19 protein-coding genes and 2 pseudogenes are annotated in these 21,473 nt (G+C 63.6%); 10 read left to right on the top strand and 11 right to left on the bottom strand.

From position 1 onward, the window contains the following. The first annotated feature begins 44 nt into the window (after positions 1-44). The 7 genes and pseudogenes from phnY (at position 45) to HB777_20735 (ending at position 8,056) form a co-directional block, all read left to right on the top strand. Positions 45-1,502 (top strand): phosphonoacetaldehyde dehydrogenase, encoded by a 1,458-nt coding sequence (phnY, locus tag HB777_20765; GenBank protein QND66100.1) that lies wholly within the window; start codon positions 45-47, stop codon positions 1,500-1,502. Between the two features lie 73 nt (positions 1,503-1,575). Further along, positions 1,576-2,940 (top strand): aspartate aminotransferase family protein, encoded by a 1,365-nt coding sequence (locus tag HB777_20760; protein QND66099.1) that lies wholly within the window; start codon positions 1,576-1,578, stop codon positions 2,938-2,940. Next, positions 2,937-3,945: pseudogene (locus HB777_20755) on the top strand (C-terminal binding protein). Before HB777_20760 ends, HB777_20755 begins: the two are co-directional and overlap by 4 nt. 255 nt (positions 3,946-4,200) lie before the next feature. After that, entirely contained in the window at positions 4,201-5,232 is a 1,032-nt protein-coding gene (locus HB777_20750; protein QND66098.1) for a 2-aminoethylphosphonate ABC transporter substrate-binding protein, read from the top strand. A 29-nt stretch (positions 5,233-5,261) separates the two neighbouring features. Beyond that, positions 5,262-6,406 (top strand): annotated as a pseudogene (locus HB777_20745) (ATP-binding cassette domain-containing protein). 25 nt (positions 6,407-6,431) lie between these two features. Continuing rightward, a complete protein-coding gene (locus HB777_20740; GenBank protein QND68846.1) occupies positions 6,432-7,256 on the top strand; it encodes a 2-aminoethylphosphonate ABC transporter permease subunit in 825 nt (274 codons plus the stop codon). Positions 7,257-7,258: 2 nt separating this feature from the next. Then, on the top strand, positions 7,259-8,056 hold the full coding sequence (locus HB777_20735) for an ABC transporter permease subunit (GenBank protein QND66097.1): 798 nt from the start codon (positions 7,259-7,261) through the stop codon (positions 8,054-8,056). A gap of 15 nt (positions 8,057-8,071) precedes the next feature. On the opposite strand, the gene HB777_20730 is transcribed toward HB777_20735, so the two are convergent. From HB777_20730 to HB777_20695, 8 genes are all read right to left on the bottom strand, one after another. Continuing rightward, on the bottom strand, positions 8,072-8,527 hold the full coding sequence (locus HB777_20730; GenBank protein QND68845.1) for a dehydratase: 456 nt from the start codon (positions 8,525-8,527) through the stop codon (positions 8,072-8,074). Continuing rightward, positions 8,524-9,600 (bottom strand): Gfo/Idh/MocA family oxidoreductase, encoded by a 1,077-nt coding sequence (locus HB777_20725; GenBank protein ID QND66096.1) that lies wholly within the window; start codon positions 9,598-9,600, stop codon positions 8,524-8,526. Before HB777_20725 ends, HB777_20730 begins: the two co-directional genes overlap by 4 nt. Continuing rightward, positions 9,593-9,922 carry an L-rhamnose mutarotase gene (locus tag HB777_20720; protein ID QND66095.1) on the bottom strand — a complete coding sequence of 110 codons (330 nt, stop codon included), beginning with the start codon at positions 9,920-9,922 and terminating at the stop codon, positions 9,593-9,595. The genes HB777_20725 and HB777_20720 overlap by 8 nt, the downstream gene beginning before the upstream one ends. A 1-nt stretch (position 9,923) precedes the next feature. Further along, the gene (locus HB777_20715; protein ID QND66094.1) at positions 9,924-11,045 is read right to left on the bottom strand and encodes a mandelate racemase/muconate lactonizing enzyme family protein; all 1,122 of its coding nucleotides are present in this window, start codon (positions 11,043-11,045) and stop codon (positions 9,924-9,926) included. 5 nt (positions 11,046-11,050) lie between these two features. Continuing rightward, a complete protein-coding gene (gene ugpC / locus HB777_20710) occupies positions 11,051-12,148 on the bottom strand; it encodes a sn-glycerol-3-phosphate ABC transporter ATP-binding protein UgpC (protein ID QND66093.1) in 1,098 nt (365 codons plus the stop codon). A gap of 4 nt (positions 12,149-12,152) precedes the next feature. Beyond that, positions 12,153-13,019, bottom strand: a complete 867-nt coding sequence (locus HB777_20705; protein ID QND66092.1) for a carbohydrate ABC transporter permease — start codon at positions 13,017-13,019, stop codon at positions 12,153-12,155. 2 nt (positions 13,020-13,021) lie between these two features. Further along, on the bottom strand, positions 13,022-13,918 hold the full coding sequence (locus HB777_20700) for a sugar ABC transporter permease (protein ID QND66091.1): 897 nt from the start codon (positions 13,916-13,918) through the stop codon (positions 13,022-13,024). 156 nt (positions 13,919-14,074) lie between these two features. Next, positions 14,075-15,394 carry a sugar ABC transporter substrate-binding protein gene (locus tag HB777_20695; GenBank protein QND66090.1) on the bottom strand — a complete coding sequence of 440 codons (1,320 nt, stop codon included), beginning with the start codon at positions 15,392-15,394 and terminating at the stop codon, positions 14,075-14,077. Positions 15,395-15,563: 169 nt separating this feature from the next. Between HB777_20695 and HB777_20690 the strand changes: the two genes are divergently transcribed. Together HB777_20690 and HB777_20685 are read left to right on the top strand one after the other, a co-directional pair. Next, positions 15,564-16,349: an IclR family transcriptional regulator gene (locus HB777_20690; GenBank protein ID QND66089.1), complete on the top strand. Its 786-nt coding sequence runs from the start codon at positions 15,564-15,566 to the stop codon at positions 16,347-16,349. 65 nt (positions 16,350-16,414) lie between these two features. Next, on the top strand, positions 16,415-17,254 hold the full coding sequence (locus tag HB777_20685; GenBank protein QND66088.1) for an amidohydrolase family protein: 840 nt from the start codon (positions 16,415-16,417) through the stop codon (positions 17,252-17,254). An 11-nt stretch (positions 17,255-17,265) separates the two neighbouring features. Here HB777_20685 and HB777_20680 read toward each other — a convergent pair whose 3' ends face one another. Genes HB777_20680 through HB777_20670 form a run of 3 tightly spaced genes read right to left on the bottom strand, consistent with a single transcriptional unit; the run spans position 17,266 to position 20,137 of the window. Next, positions 17,266-18,426, bottom strand: coding sequence for an extracellular solute-binding protein (locus HB777_20680; GenBank protein QND66087.1), 1,161 nt, complete (start codon positions 18,424-18,426; stop codon positions 17,266-17,268). Further along, positions 18,423-19,583, bottom strand: coding sequence for a CoA transferase (locus HB777_20675; protein ID QND66086.1), 1,161 nt, complete (start codon positions 19,581-19,583; stop codon positions 18,423-18,425). Before HB777_20675 ends, HB777_20680 begins: the two co-directional genes overlap by 4 nt. A 2-nt stretch (positions 19,584-19,585) precedes the next feature. Then, complete coding sequence (locus tag HB777_20670) at positions 19,586-20,137, bottom strand: MaoC family dehydratase (protein QND66085.1); 552 nt, start codon at positions 20,135-20,137, stop codon at positions 19,586-19,588. 199 nt (positions 20,138-20,336) lie between these two features. Between HB777_20670 and HB777_20665 the strand changes: the two genes are divergently transcribed. Further along, positions 20,337-21,434, top strand: coding sequence for a lactonase family protein (locus HB777_20665; protein ID QND66084.1), 1,098 nt, complete (start codon positions 20,337-20,339; stop codon positions 21,432-21,434). Positions 21,435-21,473: the final 39 nt, after the last annotated feature.

Here is a 21,473-nt window from a genome sequence, read left to right as displayed (position 1 = left end):
CGACAAAAGATCAATGTTGCTCTCTGAGCACCGGGAACAATGACATGACCAAACTCGATCCTGCCATCAAGGTTCGCCACGAGCCGATGCGCATCGCCGGCAAGAAGGTCGATGCCGACGGCGTGGTCGAGGTGCGCTACCCCTGGAACGATGCCGTTATCGGCACCGTGCCCGCCGGCCGCGCCGAGCATGCGCGAAAAGCCTTCGAGATCGCCGCAGGCTACAAGTCGAAGCTGACGCGCTACGAGCGCCAGCAGATCCTGTTTCGCACCGCCGAAGCGCTGGCGTCGCGCCGGGAGGAAATCTCCGATCTCATCACGTTGGAGCTCGGCATCTCCAAGGCGGACTCGCTCTATGAGGTCGGCCGCGCCTATGACGTGTTCACGCTGTCGGCGCAGATGTGCATCCAGGATGACGGCCAGATCTTCTCCTGCGATCTCACCCCGCACGGCAAGGCGCGCAAGATCTTCACCACCCGCGAGCCGCTGAAAGCGATCTCGGCGATCACGCCGTTCAACCATCCGCTCAACATGGTCTCGCACAAGGTGGCGCCGGCGATCGCCACCAACAATTGCGTGGTGGTCAAGCCGACCGAATTGACGCCGATGACGGCGCTGCTGCTGGCCGACATTCTCTACGAAGCCGGCCTGCCGCCGGAAATGCTGTCGGTGGTGACCGGCTGGCCGGCCGATATCGGCAATGAGATGATCACCAACGAGAACATCGACCTGATCACCTTCACCGGCGGCGTGCCAGTCGGCAAGATGATCGCCCGCACCGCCGGCTACAAGCGCCAGGTGTTGGAGCTGGGCGGCAACGACCCGCTGATCATCCTCAACGATTTGTCGGACGACGATCTGGCAAAGGCGGCGGACCTGGCGGTGGCCGGAGCGACGAAAAACTCCGGCCAACGCTGCACCGCGGTCAAGCGCATCCTGGTCCAGGAAAGCGTCGCCGACCGTTTCGTGCCGCTGGTGCTGGAACGGGCGAAAAAGATCCGCTTCGGCGACCCGATGGACCGCTCGACCGACCTTGGTACCGTCGTGCATGAAAAGGCAGCGGCATTGTTCGAAGCCCGCGTCCACATGGCCGCCGAACAGGGCGCCGAAATCCTCTACAATCCGGGTCGCCAGGGCGCGCTGCTGCCGCCGATCGTCGTGGATCGCGTGCCGCACACATCCGAACTGGTGATGGAAGAGACGTTCGGGCCGATCATCCCGATCGTTCGCGCGCCGGACGATGACGAGGCGCTGATCGCACTGTCCAACTCGACCGCCTTCGGCCTGTCGTCGGGTGTCTGCACCAATGATTTCCGCCGCATGCAGAAATACATCGCCGGCCTCGAGGTCGGCACCGTCAACATCTGGGAAGTGCCGGGCTACCGCATCGAGATGTCACCCTTCGGCGGCATCAAGGACAGTGGCAATGGCTACAAGGAAGGCGTCATCGAGGCGATGAAGAGCTACACCAATGTGAAGACTTTTTCGCTGCCCTGGTCCTGACCGGGAGGCATTGGCGAGCAGAGCAATCGAGGGGGGCGTTCATCGCTCCCTCCTTCTCGTTTCGGAGACGGTGATGGCCGCGATATCTGAACTTGTGCATACCGAGGGCGATTCCAACACGACCGCGGCACGCGGCCGTTGGGATGCCGGGCAGGACGATCCCCGGATCCGCGGCCTGCTCGATCGCGACGCCGCCGCCTTCATGCACCAGAGCCTGTCCAGCCCTTGTCTTTCGACGATCGCGAAGGCGCAAGGCATCTGGATCGAGGATACCGCCGGCCGCCGCTTCATGGATTTCCACGGCAACAGCGTGCATCACCTCGGCTACGGCCACCCGAGGCTGGTGGCCGCGATCAAGAAGCAACTCGACGAGCTCTGCTTCGCGCCGCGCCGCTTCACCTGCGAGCCCGCCGTCGAGCTGGCGGAGAAGCTGGCCACCCTGGCACCAGGCGATCTCGGCAAAGTGCTGTTCACCACCGGTGGCTCGGACGCCATCGAGGTCGCGCTGAAGATCGCCCGCGCCGCCACCGGCCGCTTCAAGACGGTCTCGTTCTGGGATGCGTTCCATGGCGCCGGCTTCGGCGCCGCCAGCGTCGGCGGCGAGGCGACCTTCCGCTCGCACATATCAGGCCCGATGATGACCGGCACCGAGCACGTCGCGCCTTGGGATGGCTATCGCTGCCCCTATGGTCACGATTCCCTGGAAGCATCGGGCCTCGCCTGCGCCAACATGATTGCCTACGTCCTTGGCCGCGAGCAGGACGTGGCGGCGGTCGTCGCAGAACCGATGCGGGCGACGCCCAATCCGCCGCCGCCCGGTTTCTGGAAGCGGGTGCGCGAGGCCTGCGACCGGCACGGCACGCTGCTGATCTTCGACGAGATCCCGACCGGCCTCGGCAAGACCGGAAAATTCTTCGCGCACGAGCATGATGGCGTGAGGCCCGACATCGTCGTCCTCGGTAAGTCGCTGGGCGGCGGCATCCTGCCGATCGCCGCCGTCATCGCGCGCCGCGACCTCGATGTCACCGGCGGCTTCGCCATCGGTCACTACACCCATGAAAAAAACCCGGTGACGACGCGCGCGGCGCTGACGACGATCGATATCATCCTGGAAGAAGGGCTGGTCGAGCGCGCGGCCGAACTCGGCCAGCATATGCTCGGACGCATGCACGACCTGATGGCGCGCTCGCCTCATGTTGGCGACGTCAGGGGCCGAGGGCTGATGGTCGGCGTCGAACTCGTCGAGGACCGTGCCACCCGTCAGCCGGCACGCGATCTCGCCGAGCGCGTCTTCTACGCTTGCCTGGAGCAAGGGCTGAGCTTCAAGATCAGCCAGGGCAATGTGCTGACGCTGTCACCGCCGCTGGTCATCTCGAAAACCGATCTCGACCGCGCGCTCGATAGCGTCGAGGCCGCTGTGCTGGCGGCCTCACCATGAAGGCCGTACGCACCGACCGCGAACTTGAATGTCCAGGCATCGACGCCGGCTTGCGGGCGAGGGGCGTCGAACTGGTGGCGTTGCCGGATGGCATCGCCGAAGCTGATCTCATGGAGGCCGTTGCCGACGCCGATCTGCTGCTCATGTGCTACACGCCGATTACTGCCAGAGTGATCGACGCGGCTCCCAAATTGAAGGGCATCGTCAAATATGGCGTCGGCATCGATGCCATCGACTTGCTTGCCGCGATGCGGCGCGGCATTCCCGTCGTTAACGTGCCTGACTATGCCGAGGAGACCGTCGCCGAAGGGGCCTTTGCGCTGATGATCGCGCTGGCCAGGCGGCTACCGGCGATCACGGCGGCGGTGTCGCGAGATGGCTGGATCTGGCCCGAGCAGCGCTGGCTGGGACGCGACATGTCCGGCGCCACGCTTGGGCTTGTCGGCTGCGGCAAGATCGGCCGCAGCATGGCGCGCATGGCCGGGCAGGGGTTTCACGCGCATGTTGTCGGCTTCGACCCAGGTGTCGACGCGGCAACCATGCAGGCCGCCGGCATCGACAAGGTCGACGATCTCCAGGCCATGCTGCGAGCCTGCGATTTCGTTTCCCTCCACTGCGTGCTGAACGACAGGACGCGCGGCCTGATTGGTGAAGCCGAACTCGCTTGCCTGAAGCCGTCCGCCATCATCGTCAATGTTTCGCGCGGCGCCCTCATTGACGAGGCCGCCCTTGTCGAAGCGCTCGTTGCCGGGCGCATTGGCGGTGCCGGGCTCGACGTCTATTCGGTGGAGCCACTGGCCAAATCGGGCCATCCGATGAGCCCCCTTTTCGGTCGTGACAATGTCATCCTGTTTCCGCATCTCACCTTCTTCACGCGCGAGGCGATGCGTCGGCTCGAAGACGACGCTCGCGCGCTGCTTCGAAATCCTCGACGGCCGGCCGGTTACCGTTCGTTCGTCCGATCCGCGGCTGCGGGCGCAAATATCCGGCGTTTCATTCGGCTGACCATAGCCATCCCTGCCGCCAATTTCCGGCCTTCCGCGAGGCTGGAATCGCAGCCACGACAGCGTTGCGACAATTCCATGACAACTATCAGAAGAACTTTGCCTCTCATAAAATAAATAGATTTTACTTATCGATCGCCAATCCCCAGAGTTGCCACAACGACGAGATCGAACGGCGCCGCATGAGCCTCCGGCCCACAGTCGAGATCGCCGCAGTGCATCGCAGAATGTGCCAACAATCACAGGGGAACTGATCATGAAATCGCGCAATGCAACCGTAGCTATGGCCTTCGCCGCGTCGCTGTTGGCGTCCTCGGCTCTTATTGGACCGGCGCTTGCCGACGGCGTCGTCACCATCTATTCCGCCGACGGCCTGCATGACGGCAATGGCAGCTGGTTCGAGACCGAATTCGCCGCCTTCACCAAGGCTACCGGCATCACCGTGCAGTACATCGAGGCAGGCTCGGGCGGTGTCGTCGAGCGCGTCGCCAAGGAGAAGTCGAACCCGCAGGCCGACGTCCTGGTGACCTTGCCGCCCTTCGTGCAGCGCGCCGCCGCTGACGGGCTGCTGCAGGATTACAAGCCGGAAGCGGCGGACCAGATCGATGGCGGCACCGACAAGTACCGGCCGCTGGTCAACAACTACATGAATTTCATCTACAACAGCGCCGTCCTGTCGGAGGCGCCGAAGGCTTACAACGATCTGCTCGACCCGAAGTTCAAGGGCAAGATCCAGTACTCGACCCCCGGCCAGGCCGGTGACGGCACCGCCGTCATGCTGCAGGTGATCCACGCCTTTGGCGGCGAGGATGCCGGCTTCGACTTCATGAAAAAGCTGCAGGACAACAATGTCGGCCCGTCCGCCTCGACCGGCAAGCTGACCGCTCTGGTCAACAAGGGCGAACTGCATGTCGCCAATGGCGATCTGCAGATGAACCTGTCGCAGATGGCCGACAATCCCAACATCAAGGTGTTCTGGCCGGCTGGGCCAGACGGCGTGCGCTCCACCTTCGCGCTGCCCTATGAAATCGGCCTGGTCACCGGTGCGCCCAACGCCGACAATGGCAAGAAGCTGATCGACTTCCTGCTCTCCAAGGAAGCGCAGTCGAGCATCAGCTCCGTTGCGCTCGGCATGCCGGCGCGCAAGGACGTGACGCCATCCGACGCCAACTTCGCCAAGGCGCAGGATGCGATGAAGGGCGTGAAGATATGGTCGCCGAACTGGGACGACGCACTGAGCAAGCTCCCCGACTACGTCAAGCGCTGGAACGAAGCGACCGGAAGTTGATCCGCAAGGGAAACCTGGAGGACCACGCCATGTCGGCCGCAGCCTTTACTGGTACCAGTGTCATGGACATCGACGCCGCGAAGGTTCGCGGCGCCGGCTCCAACGTCCATTTCGACAAGGTCAGCGTCGCCTATGGCGCACATGTCGTCCTGCATCCGCTGACCCTGGATATCGCGCCGGGCGAAATCCTGGCGATGATCGGCCCGTCCGGCTCCGGCAAGACCACCGCCCTGCGCGCCGTGGCCGGCTTCGTGCGGCCTGCAAGTGGTCGCATCCGCATCGGCGCCACCGATGTGACCGACCTGCCGCCTTATGAACGCGGCCTCGGCATGGTGGTGCAGAACTACGCACTGTTTCCGCATATGCGGGTCGAGGACAACGTCGCCTTCGGCCTCAGAGCGCAAGGCGCCGACAAGGCGCTGATCGGCGAACGGATCAAGGATGCGCTCGGCACGGTCGGCATGTCGGCCTACGCCAGGCGTTATCCGCGCGAGCTTTCGGGCGGCCAGCAGCAGCGCGTCGCGATTGCACGCGCTCTGGCGGTGCGGCCGCGCGTGCTCCTGCTCGACGAGCCGCTTTCGGCGCTCGACGCGCAGATCCGCCGCAACATGGTCGAGGAGATTGCCCGGCTGCACCACAGCCTGCCGGGCCTGACGATCCTCTATGTCACCCATGACCAGACCGAGGCGCTGACGCTGGCCGACAAGATCGCCATCATGCGCGACGGCAGGGTCTGCTCGCATGGACCGACGACCGAACTCTACCGCCGCCCGCCAAACCGTTTTACGGCCGAGTTCCTCGGTCGCGCCAACCTTTGCCGGTAACGATTGCCGAGGCCGTAGGCTCGAAGGGATTTGCCACGGCAAGGCATGGCGACGCGCTGCTCACCGGCGCGGGCCGCGACGAGAAGGCCGGCGACAAGAGCCTGCTCTGCATCAGGCCGCAGCATCTGAGCCTGACCGCCGACATCGACCATACCAACCGCATCGTCGGCACGCTCCGGGAAGTGCACTGGCAGGGCGAACTGACCCACCTCGTACTTGATGTCGACGGCACGCCTGTGCGTGTCTCGGCGACCAGGCTGCCGATCGCCTTGCCCGAACCCGGCACCAAGGTGCCGCTGTTTTTCGCGCCCGCCGACACCTCGCTCCTTTCGGAAGATTCCGGTGTCTGAGGCCGTCGCCATCCGTGCGCCGACGATGAAGTTCTCGTCGGGAAAATTGTGGATCGTACCGCCGGCGGCGCTGCTGGCGCTGCTGTTCTTCTACCCGCTGGCGCTGATTGCCCGCCAAGCCTTCCTCGACGACAGCGGCGTCGCCAATTTCGCCGAAGTGATCCGGGTGCTGCATTCGCGCTTCTTCCTCAACGCGCTGATCAACACCGTGTCGATCTCGGTCGCGGCGACAGCCGGATGCCTGATTGTCGGTCTCGTGCTGGCGCTGATCCTGGCCTTCGTGCCGTTCCCCGGCAGCGGCTTCATCGCCCGGCTGATCGATACCTTCATCGCGCTGCCGACATTCCTGGTGACGCTTGCCTTCACCTTCCTCTACGGCTCCGCCGGCATGCTCAATGCCGGGCTGATGGAGACCTTTTCGCTGCCGCTGCCGCCCGTCGATTTCCTCTATTCGGCGTGGGGCGTGATCCTGGCCGAGGTCACTGTCTACACACCCTTCATCCTGCGGCCGCTGCTTGCGGCCTTCTCATTGGTCGACCGTGGTCAGATCGAAGCGGCAAGCGTGCTCGGCGCGCGGCCGTTTCGCATCGTCCGCCAGGTCATCCTGCCGGCGGCAATCCCGGCACTCATCGCCGGCGGCAGCCTCTGCCTGCTTTTGACCGTCAACGAATTCGGCATCGTGCTGTTCATCGGCGCCAAGGGCGTCATCACCCTGCCGCTGCTGATCTATGGCAAGGCGATCCAGGAATCGGCCTATCAGGTCGCCTGCATCATCGCCATGATCAACATCGCGCTGTCGCTCGGCCTGTTCGGCCTCTACCGCTTCGCCGCCGGCCGGTTGGGAGCCTAGCCATGCTGGTCTGGTCGCGCTCCGGTCGTCTTGTCCTGTGGGTGCTTTTCGCGCTGCTGTTTGGCGTGCTGTTCCTGGCGCCGCTCGCGGTCATCCTCTTGTCCAGTCTTGCCGACCAGTGGAACGGCGTGCTGCCCAACGGCCTGACGACAGAGCATTATACCGACGTCGTTCGAGGTTCGGCGTGGAACGCGGTGAAGGCGAGCCTGATCACCGGTTTCCTGGCCAGCGCACTGGCGCTGGTCAGCGGCACCTGGGCGGCACTGTCGCTGCGCCTCCAGGGTCATGCCTTGCGGCGCTTGCTCGGCCTCTTGTTCTTCATCCCAAGTGCGGTGCCTTCGGTGTCCGTCGGCCTTGGCTTGCTGGTTGCGTTCAGCCATCCACCGCTGCTGCTCAACGGTACGATCGCGATCGTCATGATCGCGCATTTCGTGCTGATCTCGGCTTTCACCTTTGGCAATGTCTCGGCCGGGCTGGCACGGCTGTCACCCGACTTCGAACAGGTGGCGTCAAGCCTCGGCGCGCGGCCGGCTTACCGGCTCTGGCATGTCACGCTGCCGTTGCTCGCCCCCTATCTCGTCGCCGCCTTCGGCCTCAGCTTCGCGCTGTCCATGGGTGAGCTTGGCGCCACCGTCATGGTCTACCCGCCGGGTTGGGTGACACTGCCGGTCTCGATCTTCAGCCTCACCGATCGCGGCGACATCTTTGCCGGTGCGGCACTCACCATGATCCTGGTCGTGGCGACGCTGGCCCTGCTGCTTGGGCTGGAACGCATCACCAAGCGAGCTACCGGCGCATAGGAAACGGCCCCTGTCTCAGCCTTGTACCGGCCTGCGCTCGACGATGTAGATGTGGTCTGCCGCGAGCACCACTTCGCCGCGCTGGTTGATCACCTCGCAGCGCTCGATCACCCGTCCCGAACCCGGCCGCTTGGGATCGTCCTCCCTGGCCGCGATGGTGGTGCGGGTGCGGATCGTGTCGCCGATGAACACCGGCTTGATGAAGCGCAACCGGTCATAACCATAGGAAAAGGCGACGGGATTGACGATGCTTGCCGTCAGCCCGATGCCGACCGAGAACACCAGCGTGCCGTGCGCGATGCGCTGGCCGAACGGCGTCGTCTTCATATATTCGGCGTCCATGTGGTGCGGAAAGAAATCGCCGGTGTGCCCGGCATGGACGATGAAGTCGGTCTCGGTGATGGTGCGGCCGCTGGTCAGGCGCGACGCGCCGATCTCATAGTCCTCGAAATACTGGATCTGTTCCATCAGGGTCTTTCCGCGATCGGCGTCGCCGGTGCCGCACTTGACTGATACGCCGCCTCGACCAGCGCCATCGTGCCCCACGCATCCTCGGCGGGGCTTATCAGCGTAGCATCTTCGCCAGCGGCAAAGCGCTGGACATTGGCCATGCGGCCGACAAAGGCGTCGGGAAACCACTCGCCGGCAAGCGGTACAGCAATCCAATCCGTCCCGCCCTTCGGAAAGATTTCCAGAATATCCGGTTCGCCTGTGGGATAGTCGAGATTGAGACCCAGCTTGAGGTAGGCGGCACCCTCTGTGCCGCAGATGCGGAACTCGCAGGCCTGGTGCCGGCGGCCGAATTTGTGGTCGTGGTTGATCGACAGGGCGCAACGCAGGGTGTCGCCATAGTCGAGGATGGCGCTGGTGCGCGTCTGCGCCACCTTGTGATTGGGGTGGCCGAGCGTCTTGGCGTGGACACCTCTGGGGTCGCCAAGCAATTGCCTGATCAGGTCGAGATAGTGGATCGAATGCATGGCGATCTCGACGCGCGGCGCCTTGAGCAGGAACTCCCAAAGCTCCCACGGCGTCGCCAGCGCCAGCCAGGCGTCGAAGTCGACGATCTCGCCGAGCCAGCCCTTGCCGATGGCGTCTTTGAGCGCCAGCATCATCGGCGCGAAGCGCAACTGGAAGTTCACCGCCGCGTGGAGCTTTTTGGCACGGCAGATCTCGAGGATCGCGGTCGCCTCGGCAAGGTTGCTGCCCATCGGCTTCTGGATCAGCGCGACCGCGCCGTCGGGCAGGGATTTCAGCACATCGGCATGACGCGACGGCGGCGTGGCAAGGTCGAAGATCGCCCCCTCGACGGCAGCAGCCTCCTCGGCCGAGCGAAAAGCTGTCACACCCCATTGGCCGGCCAGTTTTTCAGCCCGGGCATGATCCGGATCGTAAAGGCCGGCGACCGGAAAGCCCGCCTTCCTATAGGCGGGGAAATGCGCGTCGCCGACGATCGATCCCGCGCCGAAGGTGACGATCGGCCTGGGTTTCGCGGGCTTGGGCCAGGACTGGACGAGCAAGGCAGGGTCGAAACCGCCTTCAGTCATGATGGAAGACTTCATCCATCTCGGCCCACCATTCGCCCTCCTTGCGCGTCGCCAGCGGCTCCTGGCAAGGCATGCAGACGGCCCACCATTCCTGCGTCTTCGGGTCGGCCGCCATCTTGGCCATGTCGGCTTGGTAGTCGGTGCCGTGGTATTCGAAAGTGCTGAACAGCAGGTTCTCCGGCCGCTTCAGGTAGATCGAGTAGTTCTTGATGTTGCAGGCCGAGATCATGGTCAGCACGTCGGGCCAGACGGTGGCATGGAGGCGGACATACTCCTCGACTTTTTCCGGCTTCAGCCCCAGAACCATACCCATCCGCTGCATATCAGTTCCCCTGTTTCGTGATCACCGTGGTGAATTCGGCGATGCTCATGGCCTTGACCGCGTCCCAGTCCCAGTCGATGCCGATGCCCGGTTCGTCGGGCGCCAGCGCCTGGCCATCTTCGATGCGCATGCGCTTGCCGGTCAACTGGTCGAGCTGCGGAATGTACTCGACATATCGGCCGTTCTGAACAGCGCAAGTCAGGCTGACATGCAGCTCCATCAGGAAATGCGGACAGACCGGAATGTCGAAGGCTTCCGCCGCATGCGCGATCTTGAGCCAGGGCGTGATGCCGCCGATGCGGCCGACATCGACCTGCACGATCGAGCAAGCGCCCTTCTGCATGTATTCGCGGAAGTGACGGATGGAATAGAGCGACTCGCCGATCGCGATCGGCGTCGGCGTCGAGTTCGACAGGCGCACATGCCCGTCGATATCGTCGGCCGGCAGCGGCTCCTCGATCCAGGCGAGGTCGAGTTCGCGCAGCCTCGCCGCGCGCCGGATCGCCTCGTCGACTGAAAACCCCTGATTGGCGTCGGTCATGATTTCGTAGCCGTCGCCGACCGCCTTGCGCACCGCCGACAGGCGGGCAAGATCCTCCGAACCGTGCGGCCTGCCGATCTTCACCTTCGAACCGCGAAAACCCTTGGCCTTGGCGGCCAGCGCATCGTCGACCAGCGCCTGCGTCTCGATGTGCAGCCAGCCGCCCTCGGTCGTGTAGAGCGGGCAGCGGTCCTTGGCGCCGCCCGCCAGCTTCCACAAAGGCAGGTTCTGCTTCTTCGCCCGCAGGTCCCACAGTGCGGTATCGATCGCGGCGATGGCGATGGCGGTGATGGCGCCGATCGTCGTGGCATGGGTGGCGAATTCGAGATCGTGCCAGATCGCCTCGATCCTATCGGGGTCGCGGCCGATCAGGCGCGGCACCAGATGGTCCGAGAGCAGCCGCATCACCGACGAACCGCCGGTGCCGATCGTGTAGCTGTAGCCGGTGCCGACCGCGCCGTCGGAATCGGTGATGGTGACGATCGGCGTTTCCTGGCTGACGAAGCTCTGGATGGCGTCGGTGCGCTTGACCTTGGGCACGAGGTCCACCATCCGCAGCTCGACTTTCTCGATTCTGGCCATGTCGATCAGCTCCGCAACGTCTTTCCGGTCTCGGTGGCAAACAGATGCGCCTGCGACATGTCGAGGCTCATGGCGACCCGCTCGCCCGGCCTCAATGGCCTCGGGTTCAGCATGCGCGACACCCAGTCGGTGCCGTTGAATTCGACGAACACCAGCGTCTCGTTGCCGAGCGGTTCGGTCACCGTGATCGGCAGTTCGATCTGGTGTACGTCGGCAGCACCCCCGGAGCTGATGCCATGGCCGGTCGGATAGATGTCGTCCGGCCGCAGCCCGAACACGATCTTGTCGCCGGTCGCGACATTGGCCTTGAACTGGCCGGGCAAGGGTAACTTCTCGCCGCTGGCGAAAACCATCTGGCCATCGTCGATCGTCGCCTCGTGCAAATTCATCGGCGGCGAGCCGATGAAGCCGGCGACGAAGCGCGTCACCGGCCGCCGGAACACCTCGTCAGGCGTGCCGACCTGTTCGATATGGCCGTCGCGCATGATGACGATGCGGTCGGCCAGCGTCATCGCCTCGACCTGGTCATGGGTGACGTAGATCACCGTCGACTGCACCTTGGCGTGCAGTTTCTTGATCTCGGTGCGCATCTGCGTTCTGAGCTTGGCGTCGAGGTTGGAAAGCGGTTCGTCGAACAGGAACACATCGGGGTCGCGCACGATGGCGCGGCCCATGGCAACGCGCTGGCGCTGGCCGCCCGACAGTTGCGACGGGCGGCGGTCGAGCAGCGTGTCGAGGCCGAGGATGGCCGAGGCCTCGGCGACGCGGCGCTCCATGTCTTCCTTAGCGGCACCTGCGATCTTCAGGGAAAAGCCGAGATTCTCGCGCACCGTCATGTGTGGGTAGAGCGCGTAGGACTGGAACACCATCGAGATGTTGCGTGAGCGTGGCGGCAGGTCGTTGACGACGCGCCCGCCGATCTCGATCGAGCCGGCGCTGATCTCTTCCAGCCCGGCGATCATGCGCAGCGTCGTCGATTTGCCGCAGCCGGACGGGCCGACCAGCGCGATGAATTCGCGGTCGGCGATGTCGAGATCGATGCCGTGCACGATCCCGATGTTGCCGTATCGCTTGGTCAGCTTGGTGAGGGTAACGGTTGCCATGGTATCAGCCTTTCACCGCGCCGGAGGTCAGGCCGCCGACAAGGTGTTTCTGGACGATGTAGGTGAGGGTGAGCGCCGGAATGATCATCACCACGGCAAGCGCGCACATGCCGCGCCAGTCGATGGTGAACTCGGCCGTGTAGTCGAGCAGTCCGACCGGCAGCGTCTTGGCGCTCACCGAACGGGTCAGTTGCGAGGCCAGCGCGAACTCGTTCCAGCAGGTCAGGAAGGCAAAGATCGCCGCCGACGCGATGCCCGGCCCGGCAAGCGGGAACTCGACCTGCCAGAACGCCTGCCAGCGCGTGCAGCCGTCGATCTGCGCCGCCTCCGCGAGATCCTTGGGCACCTGACGGAAGAAGCCGTCGATCAGCCAGATCGTGAACGGCACGTTGAGCGCGACATAGGCAAGGATCAGCCCGAAATGCGTGTCGATGATACCGAGCCGCACATAGAGGAAGAACAGCGGCAGCGAGAGCGCAATGCCCGGCACCGTGCGCGTCAGCATCAGGCCGAGGAAGACGCTCGATTTGCCGCGGAAGCGGTAGCGCGCGAAGGCATAGCCGCCGGCCATGCCGATGGCCACCGCAATCACAGTCGAGGTCACCGAGATGATCAGCGAGTTGCGGAAATATTCGATGACAGGGATGCCGCCCTTGCCGATGCCTGAGAACATGGCGACATAGGCGTCGAACGAAATCTCCTGCGGGATCCACACCGGCGGCTTGGCCATGATCTCGACGGTCGGCCGCAGCGACGAGATGACGATCCAGAGGCCCGGCAGGCAGATCGTCAGCATCGCCAGGAACAGGCCGATGCGATAGACGACGCCCGTGAGCCGGCGCTTCAGGCGGGCGGAAGAATTCTCGTCCATTCTCACCACTCCGCACCGATCTGCGTGCGCGCCGCGGCGAGCTTGTTGAAGAAATAGACGGTGAAGGCGATCGACAGCAGGATCGAGAAATAGGCCATGGCGTTGGCCATGCCCATGCGGCCGTCGCTGTAGGCGGTGCGCGCCACCAGCGTCCACAACAGCTCTGTGCGGCCCGCCGGGCCGCCATCGGTCATGATCTTGACGATGTCATAGGCGCGCGCCACGTCGAGCGAGCGGATGGTCATGGCGATGTAGGCGAAGGGCATGACGAACGGCCACGTCACATAGCGGAACGTCTGCCACGGTGTGCAGCCGTCGACCCGCGCCGCCTCGATCGGTTCCTTGGGCATGGCGAGCAGGCCGGCGAGGATCAGGATGGCGAAGATCGCCGTCGACGACCAGATCTCGGCGATCGAAATGGCGATGAAGGCGAGATGGCCTTCGATCAGCCACGGTATGGCGTCCTGCGTGATGCCGAGCGACTGCATGGCATTGTTCACCAGGCCGATATTGTCGTTGAACATGAACTTGAACTGGAAGCCGACCAGGATCGGCGAGAACATCATCGGGAACATCATCAGCGTGCGCAGGATTCGCTGGCCGCGCGTTGCCTTCTCGACCAGCATGGCAAGGCCGAGGCCAAGCAGCATTTCGAGATTGAGCGCTATGGTGAGCAGCAGCACCGTACGGCCGAACGCCCACCAGAAATCAGTGTTGGACAGGATCGAAAGATAGTTCCGGATGCCGATGAAGACGTAGAATGTCTCGGGCTTGGTCAGGCGGAACGGCGTGAAGCTGGAGTAAAGGGACAACAGCAACGGCACGACGACAACCGCCGCCAGGACAATCATGGCCGGAAGCAGCAGCAGGAATGGCGCGGATGGCTTGAAGCCCTTCATCAGAATCCTGTGAGGCGTTGCATTAGGTTGTCGGAGCCTGTCGAGGCGAGGGCCGGGCGACGGAAGAGTCAAATTGGATCGGCCAGCGCTCTTGCCCGGCAAAGACGCGATCGCCTCCCCCATTCATGATGGGGGAGGCGGCCTTGGGAGCCGTTGCTAGAGCTTGCCGGCGTCCTGGAGGATTTGCGTCGCCTTGGCAGCCGCTTCGTCCAGTGCCTGCTTCGAGGTCTTGTCGCCGAGGATCGCCGCCTGCAGTTCGGGATAGACGGCGTTCGAGATCTCGATCCATTCAGGCGTCTGCGGCACGGCAAAGGCGTGCTTGGCTTCTTCCTGGAAGGCGGTAAGAACCTCCTTCTTGTAAGGATCGTTTTCGGCTTGCTTCAGGTCCCAGTCCCACACAGCGGTGCGGGTCGGCAGCGGGCCAGCGGCGGCCTCGAGCTTCTGGCTGTCTTCGTTGGTCAGCCACCACACCAGGGAAGCCGCGGCCTCCTTGTTGGGGCAGTTCTCGGTCACCGAGAAGCCATGGAAACCGGACCAGCCGGTGCGCTTGCCGGACGAGCCCTTCGGCGCGACCTTCACGCCGACATTGCCGGCGACCTTCGACGACTTCGGGTCGTTGAAGAAACCAGCCCAGCCCGGCCAGTCCAGGTTGATGGCGACGGTGCCGGACGCAAAGCCCTGGCCGAGATCGTCCCAGAGATAGTTGGTGGTTCCGGCCGGCACGGCCTTGGCCTTGTAGAGGTTGACGAACCAGTCGAGCGCCCGGATGCCGGCCTCGGAGTTGAAGACCGGCTTGCCGTCCTTGTCGAGATACTCGCCGCCCTCTGCGACGACCATTTCGTAGAAGCGGCCGTTGATGGCCTCTTCCTTGCCGGCGAACTGCGTGCCGTAGAAATTGGGCGGGTTGGCGAAGAACTCGGCCTGGTCGGTGACTTCCTTCCAGGTGTCCGGCGGCACCAAATCATAGCCGTATTTCGCCTTGAACTTGGTCTTGTTGTCGGCGTTCTCGTACAGGCTCTTCTGGTAGTAGAGCGCCGAAACGTCGAACTGCGCGCGCGGCAGCATCTCCAGCTTGCCGTCGATGGTTGCAGACTTGATCGTGGACGGCACGAAGGCGTCAATCTCTGCCTTGGGCAGCAATTTGCTGAGGTCGGTGTAGAGGCCCGTATATTGCGGCGCGAAGGACGAATGGTTCCAGCCGACGCACCAGTTGGTGCTGCCCGAGGCGATGTCGGACTTGAGCTCCTTGTCGATGTCGAAGCCGTTCTTCTTGGTCAGGATGTTGACCTTGGCCCCGGTTGCCTTCTCCCATTCGGGAATGCGCTCGTAGAGTTTTTCATATTGCTGGCCGCCGATCAGCTTCACGTCGACGGTCACGCCTTCGAACTTGCCGGGCAGGTCGCCGGCAAGAGCAGCGCCTGCGCCTGACGCAAGCATCAATACGCCGGCGGACACGCCGGAAAGCAGTCTGTTCATTGGTATCCTCCCTTGGTGCCGCCTCGACGGCGACCGCAACTCGTCTGATGACAAGAAGTGCTACATTCATATACAAACAAAACATTCACGGATACGTCAAGGCGAAATTTGTTTCCGCCAGGCGTGTTCCTGCGTATATGAAGGGTGAAATTCACTGGAGGGATGAGCCATGGACGACAGCGAAGACGAGCGCTATCGCGCGCCGGCGCTCGACAAGGGGCTCGATATCCTCGAACTGCTAGCGGGCGTTGACGGTGGTCTGACGCAGGCCGAAATCGCCAAGAAACTCGACCGCAGCCCCAACGAATTCTACCGCATGCTCGACCGGCTGGTGCGGCGCGGCTACGTCACCAGGCTCGACGGCGACCGTTATTCGCTAACGCTCAAGCTGTTCGGCCTGGCGCAGTTGCATGCGCCGGTGCGGCGGCTGGTTTCTTACGCCACGCCGCTGATGCGCGAACTTGCCGAGACATCACAGCAGGCCAACCAACTCGTTGTTTTTGATCGTGGTTCCGCCGTCGTCATCGGTCAGCAAGAGGCACCGAACTATTGGGGCATCTCGATCCGGGTCGGCTCGCACATCAGCCTGTTCGACACCGGTTCGGGCCATGTGTTGCTTGCCTTCCGCTCACCGGAAGAGCGGCAGATGATGATATCGGAACACGTCCGCAGCACCGACAAGACGGCGCAATCGGCTGAGTTCTTCACCCGGCTCGACCAGATCCGCGACCGCGGCTACGAGATGATGGCCTCGATGCAGACCGCCGGCGTCTTCAACCTGTCGGCCCCGGTGCGCAGTTCCGATGGCAAGGCGATTGCTGCGCTGTCGATTCCCTACATCACCGTCGTCAACGCGCCTTCGGCGCCCGACATCACAAGGACGATCGAGCTGCTGCTGGTCACGGCTGAGAAGCTGTCGCACCTCGCCGGCTCTGCAGTCGGCTCATCGGCGTAAATTCTTATTTGAATGAAGAATTCCTCCGTGAGATGATTTGAAAAAGCCCGAGGAGGAAGCCAGCCATGATCATCGACACCCATCTGCATCTCATCGACCGCTCGACCCTCCGTTACCCGTGGCTCGCCGGCGTGCCGGCGCTCAACCGCGATTTCTCCTATGAGGACTACGCCGTGGAGGCGCGGCGTGTCGGCGTCGAGCGCGTGCTGCATATGGAGGTCGATGTCGATCCGGCCGACATCGAGGCCGAGACCGCTCGGGTCGAAGTTCTGTCGCGACAATCCGGCAGCATGCTGACCGGGGTGATCGCGTCCTGCCGGCCGGAAGAGGCGGATTTTCCCGCCTATCTTGAGCGCCAGCGAGCAAACCCTTTCGTCAAAGGCTTCCGCCGCGTGCTGCATGTGATGCCCGACGAGCTCTCGGAAGGCGCGCTGTTTCGCGATAACATCAAGCGGCTTGGCGGCACCGGCCTGACCTTCGATCTCGTCGTGCTGCCGCACCAGATTCCCAGGGCGATCGCGCTGGCCGACCTGGCGCCCGATGTGACGTTCGTCCTTGACCATTGCGGCGTCCCCGACATCAAGGGCGGCGTCGAGCATCCGTGGCGCGAGCATATGAGCGAGATCGCGCGGCGCCCGAATGTCGTGGCCAAGATTTCCGGTGTCGTCGCCTATGCCGATGCGGGCAGCTGGACGGTCGGGACACTGCGGCCTTACGTTGAGCACACAATCGCAGCGTTCGGCTGGGACCGCGTCGTCTGGGGCAGCGACTGGCCGGTCTGCACGCTTGGCGGCGGCCTGTCGACCTGGGTGGCGGCGACCCATGCGCTGCTTTCAGGTTGCAGCACTGCGGAGCGCGACAGGCTTTTGTCCGGCAATGCCCGCAAGCTCTGGCGGCTCGATTAAGCCGGGTACATTCACGCCTTACCGGCAGCGCCGGGCGCCGGAAAACGTTCCCGAAACAGGCGATTGAGATCGGCAACGACCGCGGCGGCTTTGTGCCGGGAGGTCATGCCGGAAAGGATGCGGTCGGACGCCGCCTGTTGGAACGCCATGTAGCCGTCATGGCGCGGCCGCACCCATGCGCCTTCCAGCGTCGCGCGAGTATCGCGATAGAAATTGCCGGTCGCGTCATTGACGGTCTGGTCCTCCCAGGCCGCGGCATGGCCGGGCTGACCGCCGGCAGCGGCATAGGCGCCGCGCTGGACATCGCCGCTGGCAACCCAGTAGGCGAAATCGGTTGCGGCATCTCTGGCTTTGGAAAAGGCCGAGACGGCTATGCCGGTACCGCCGAGCGCCGAACCGACCGGGCCGCCGGAACCGACCACCGGAATGTCGGCAAAGGCCAGGCGGTTCGAGCGAAACCCGGCCATCGCATAGGAGACATAGCCATAGATGAGCGGCGCGCAGACGATCCGGGAATCAGCCTCTGCCATGCGCTCCGAGACGGCGATCGGATCCATCTCGAAACACGCCGGTTCGACCAGCGCTGCAATCTCACGCATCGTCTCGAAAACGTCGCCGCCGGCCTCGATATCAATGAGGTCCTGGGACGGATCAGTTGCACAGGAATGTCCGAGGTTGCCGGCAAGTGTGTAGAACACCATCAGCACATGCGGCGGCCGCAGTGGCAACAGCACGCGGCCCTGGCGGGCGAGGTCCAGCACTTCGCTCCACCGCGCCGGCGGTGCTTCGAGCGCGTCCGGCCGCCAGGCCTGGACCTGTGTTGCCGCATCGATCGGGAAGGCCCATTGCCGTCCCTGCCAGTTGTAGCTCGGATAGGACTGGCCGACGCTGCCCGAGGCAAGTGCGGCAAGCTCTGCCTCGCGGCCGACGATATCCAGCGGCTCGAGGCAGCGCTCCGCCGTGATCTGGCCGACATGCGGATGGTCGATGACGATCAGATCATAGGCGCGGGCCAGTTCCTCGACCGGGAAGGATTCGAAATCTTGCAGCGAGCGCTTGTCCCATTCGATGGCAATACCGGTCTTTTGCTGCCACAGCGCCGAGCAGGCGACCATCGGATCGTAGCCGCGCGGATGGCTCCAGGTCATGCCCTTGAGCGTGGGCAGGCTCACAGGCCGAACTCCTCGCGGATCGCAGCACTGTGCTCGCCGATGCGCGGTGCTGCCCGATCGACCTTGGCTCTGATGCCATCGACCCGGAGCGGCGAACTGGTGGTGAGGATCGAGACGTCGTCCTCGCGCGTCACTGTCTGCAGCATGTCGAGCGACTGGAAGCCTTCGCTTGCCAGCATCTCCGGCCAGGTCAGCACCTTGGCGCACCAGATGTCGGCAGGCTCGAGAATGGCAAGCCACTCGTCGATGCTTTTGGTGGCGATCCTCTGCGCGATGATCGCCTTGATGTCGTCGCGCGCGGTGAACCAGGACGCCGGTTTGTCGCGATAGGGCGCCAGTTCGCCGAGCGACAGCAGGTCGGCCAGTTTGGGGATCGGCGTCATGGCGATGGCGAGATAGCCGTCCTTGGCTGGATACACACCGTAAGGCGCCGACAGATAGGCATGCGCGCTGCGGAAGTTGGAGCGTTTGGGCAGGCGGCGACCGTCATTGAGATGCGTGGTCAGCACCTCGAACTGGAAGTCGACCAGCGCCTCCAGCAGGCTGGTTTCGATATGGCTTCCCTGGCCGGTGATGCCACGCCGCACCAGTGCGGCCAGAATGCCTTGCGCGCAGGCAGCACCCGCCAGCATATCGCCGATGGCGAGGCCGAACGGCACCGGCCCCTGGTCCTCGTCGCCGTTCAGCCACATCACGCCGGAGCGCGATTGCGCCAGCAGGTCCTGGCCCGGCCGCTTGACCCAAGGGCCGTCCTCGCCATAGCCGCTGATCGAGGCGTAGACGAGCCTCGGGTTGATCTTGCGGACCGCCTCGTAGTCCAGGCCGAGCCGCTCGATGACGCCCGGCCGGAAATTCTGGATCAGCACGTCGGCCTTCGCCAGCAGGCCGCGCAGTGCCGTGAGATCTGCCTCGTTCTTGAGATCGATGGCGAGACTTTCCTTGGCCCGGTTGATGGCGTGGAAGATGGTGGAATCGCCGCCGATCTCGGTGTCGCTGAGGTAGAGCCGGCGCGACAGGTCGCCGCCATCGGGACGCTCGATCTTGATGACGCGCGCGCCGAGATCGAGCAGCCTGAGTGAGCAATAGGGTCCGGACAGGAACTGGCTCATGTCGACGACGACAAGACCGGCGAGCGGCAATTCGGCTGCTGCCGGCATTTCTATTTCTCCGTCTTGCCGACAAAATCGGCGGGGTTGCGGTACTTCACCGTCTGCAGGTGCTCGCAGTAGAGAACGAGTTCGCCTTCGCCCTTGAACACCTCATAGCTGGCGCGGATCAGCCCCATTTCCTTGTAGCGGGGCTTCTTGTCGAGGTTGGAGCGGATCGAATAGATCGTGTCGCCAATGAAGACAGGCTTTATGAAACGCAGTCTATCGTAGCCGTAGGAAAAGGCGTTCACGCAGTTGGTGGCGACCAGCCCCAGGCCGGCTGAAAAGACGAAAGCGCCGGCAATCAGCCGCTTGCCGAAAATGCCTTCGCTCTCGGCAAACATCTGGTCCTGCACATAGGGGTGGATGTCGAGCACCAGCGTGTTGAACAAATGGCTGTCGCCTTCGGCCATAGTGCGCCGCAACGAGCGGATTTTCTGCCCGACCGGCCAATCCTCGTAGAACCAGTTTTCAGCGTTCCACACCGGCAACGCAGCGTGGTCCTCGGGCATGTTTTTTGGGTGCGTCGAGGCGACGCCTATGGTGGGTGCGAAGTCGTTCATGGCTGGCTCCTGCGATCTTGCGGCAGGTTCCGGGCAACCGTTTGAACACGCAGCAAAGCGCCTGATTGCACGACGTTTCCTCCCGTCAATCTTCTTTTGTAAATAGTATTTTCACATATGGGGTTGTGTTGCAAGCGTGAACAGGCGAAATCTTGCCCGGTCCCACAGCACTCAAGCGCCGGCGGTCAGGGAGGAAATCATGCGCAAGGATTGTCTGGTCTTTGTCGGCAGCTTGAACCGCGAGGCGCCGTATTTTCAGGGCGCGCGCGGCGTCGGTCTCGGCGTCTACAGCTTCGACGAGAGAACGCTGGAAACACGAAAGCTGGCCGAGACCAACGACGTCGACAATCCGACCTTTCTGTCGGTGACATCAGACGGCTCGCGGATCTACGCCAACTCGGAAGTGTTCACCTGGCGCGAGGGCACTGTCTCAGCCTACGGCTTCGATCGAGCTTCGGGTATGCTTACCTATCTGAACAAGCAGCCATCGCTTGGCAGCATCACCGCCCACAACACCATCACTCGCGACGGGACAAAACTGCTGGTCGCCAACTACGGCATGGGCGAAGGCGGCCCGGATCGCGCGGTGGCGGTCTATGGCTTCGACAAGAACGGCGCGCTCTCGGCGCCGCTCGCCAGCGTTTCGCATTCCGGCACCGGCCCGAATGCGGCGCGCCAGGAACGCTCGCACGCCCATAGCGTCACCGAAACCATCGGAGGTGGGACAGCCATCGTCGCCGATCTCGGCATCGACCGGCTGGTGTCATACCGCATCGAGCGCGACGGCAATCTGGCCAAGCTAGCCGAATCCGCTTTGCCGCCGGGCGCTGGTCCTCGCCATCTCGCACTGCATCCGAACGGACGCTTCGTCTTTGTCATGAACGAGCTGGATTCGACCATCGTGTCGATGGCGCTGGACGAGGCATCAGGCAAGCTGTCCATCATCGACACCAGGCCGGCGGTGCCGGCCGAGGCGCGCAACAGCAACCACTGCGCCGACATCCAGATTTCGCCGGATGGCCGTTTTGTCTACGGCTCCAACCGCGGCCATGACAGCGTCGTCATCATGGCGGTCGATCAGCAGACCGGTGCGCTGAGCCTCGTCGGCTACGTCCCTTGCGGCGGTGCGACGCCGCGCAACCTGGCGCTGACGCCGTCAGGCGGCCATCTGTTCTCGGCCAACCAGAATGCCGATCGCATCTCTATCTTTGCGCGCGACGCCGACAGCGGCATGCTGACCGACACTGGGCGCGCCATCGAGATCGGCACGCCGATGTGCGTCAGGATCGTGCGCTGAACGACCGCAACTCCGCATCGAAGCTTCGGCCAAAACCGG

Source organism: Mesorhizobium loti (genome assembly GCA_014189435.1).
In the GTDB taxonomy this organism is placed as follows: Bacteria; Pseudomonadota; Alphaproteobacteria; order Rhizobiales; family Rhizobiaceae; genus Mesorhizobium; species Mesorhizobium loti_G.
Note: the sequence above shows the minus strand (reverse complement) of the source record. Positions and strands in the feature narration are given on the sequence as shown.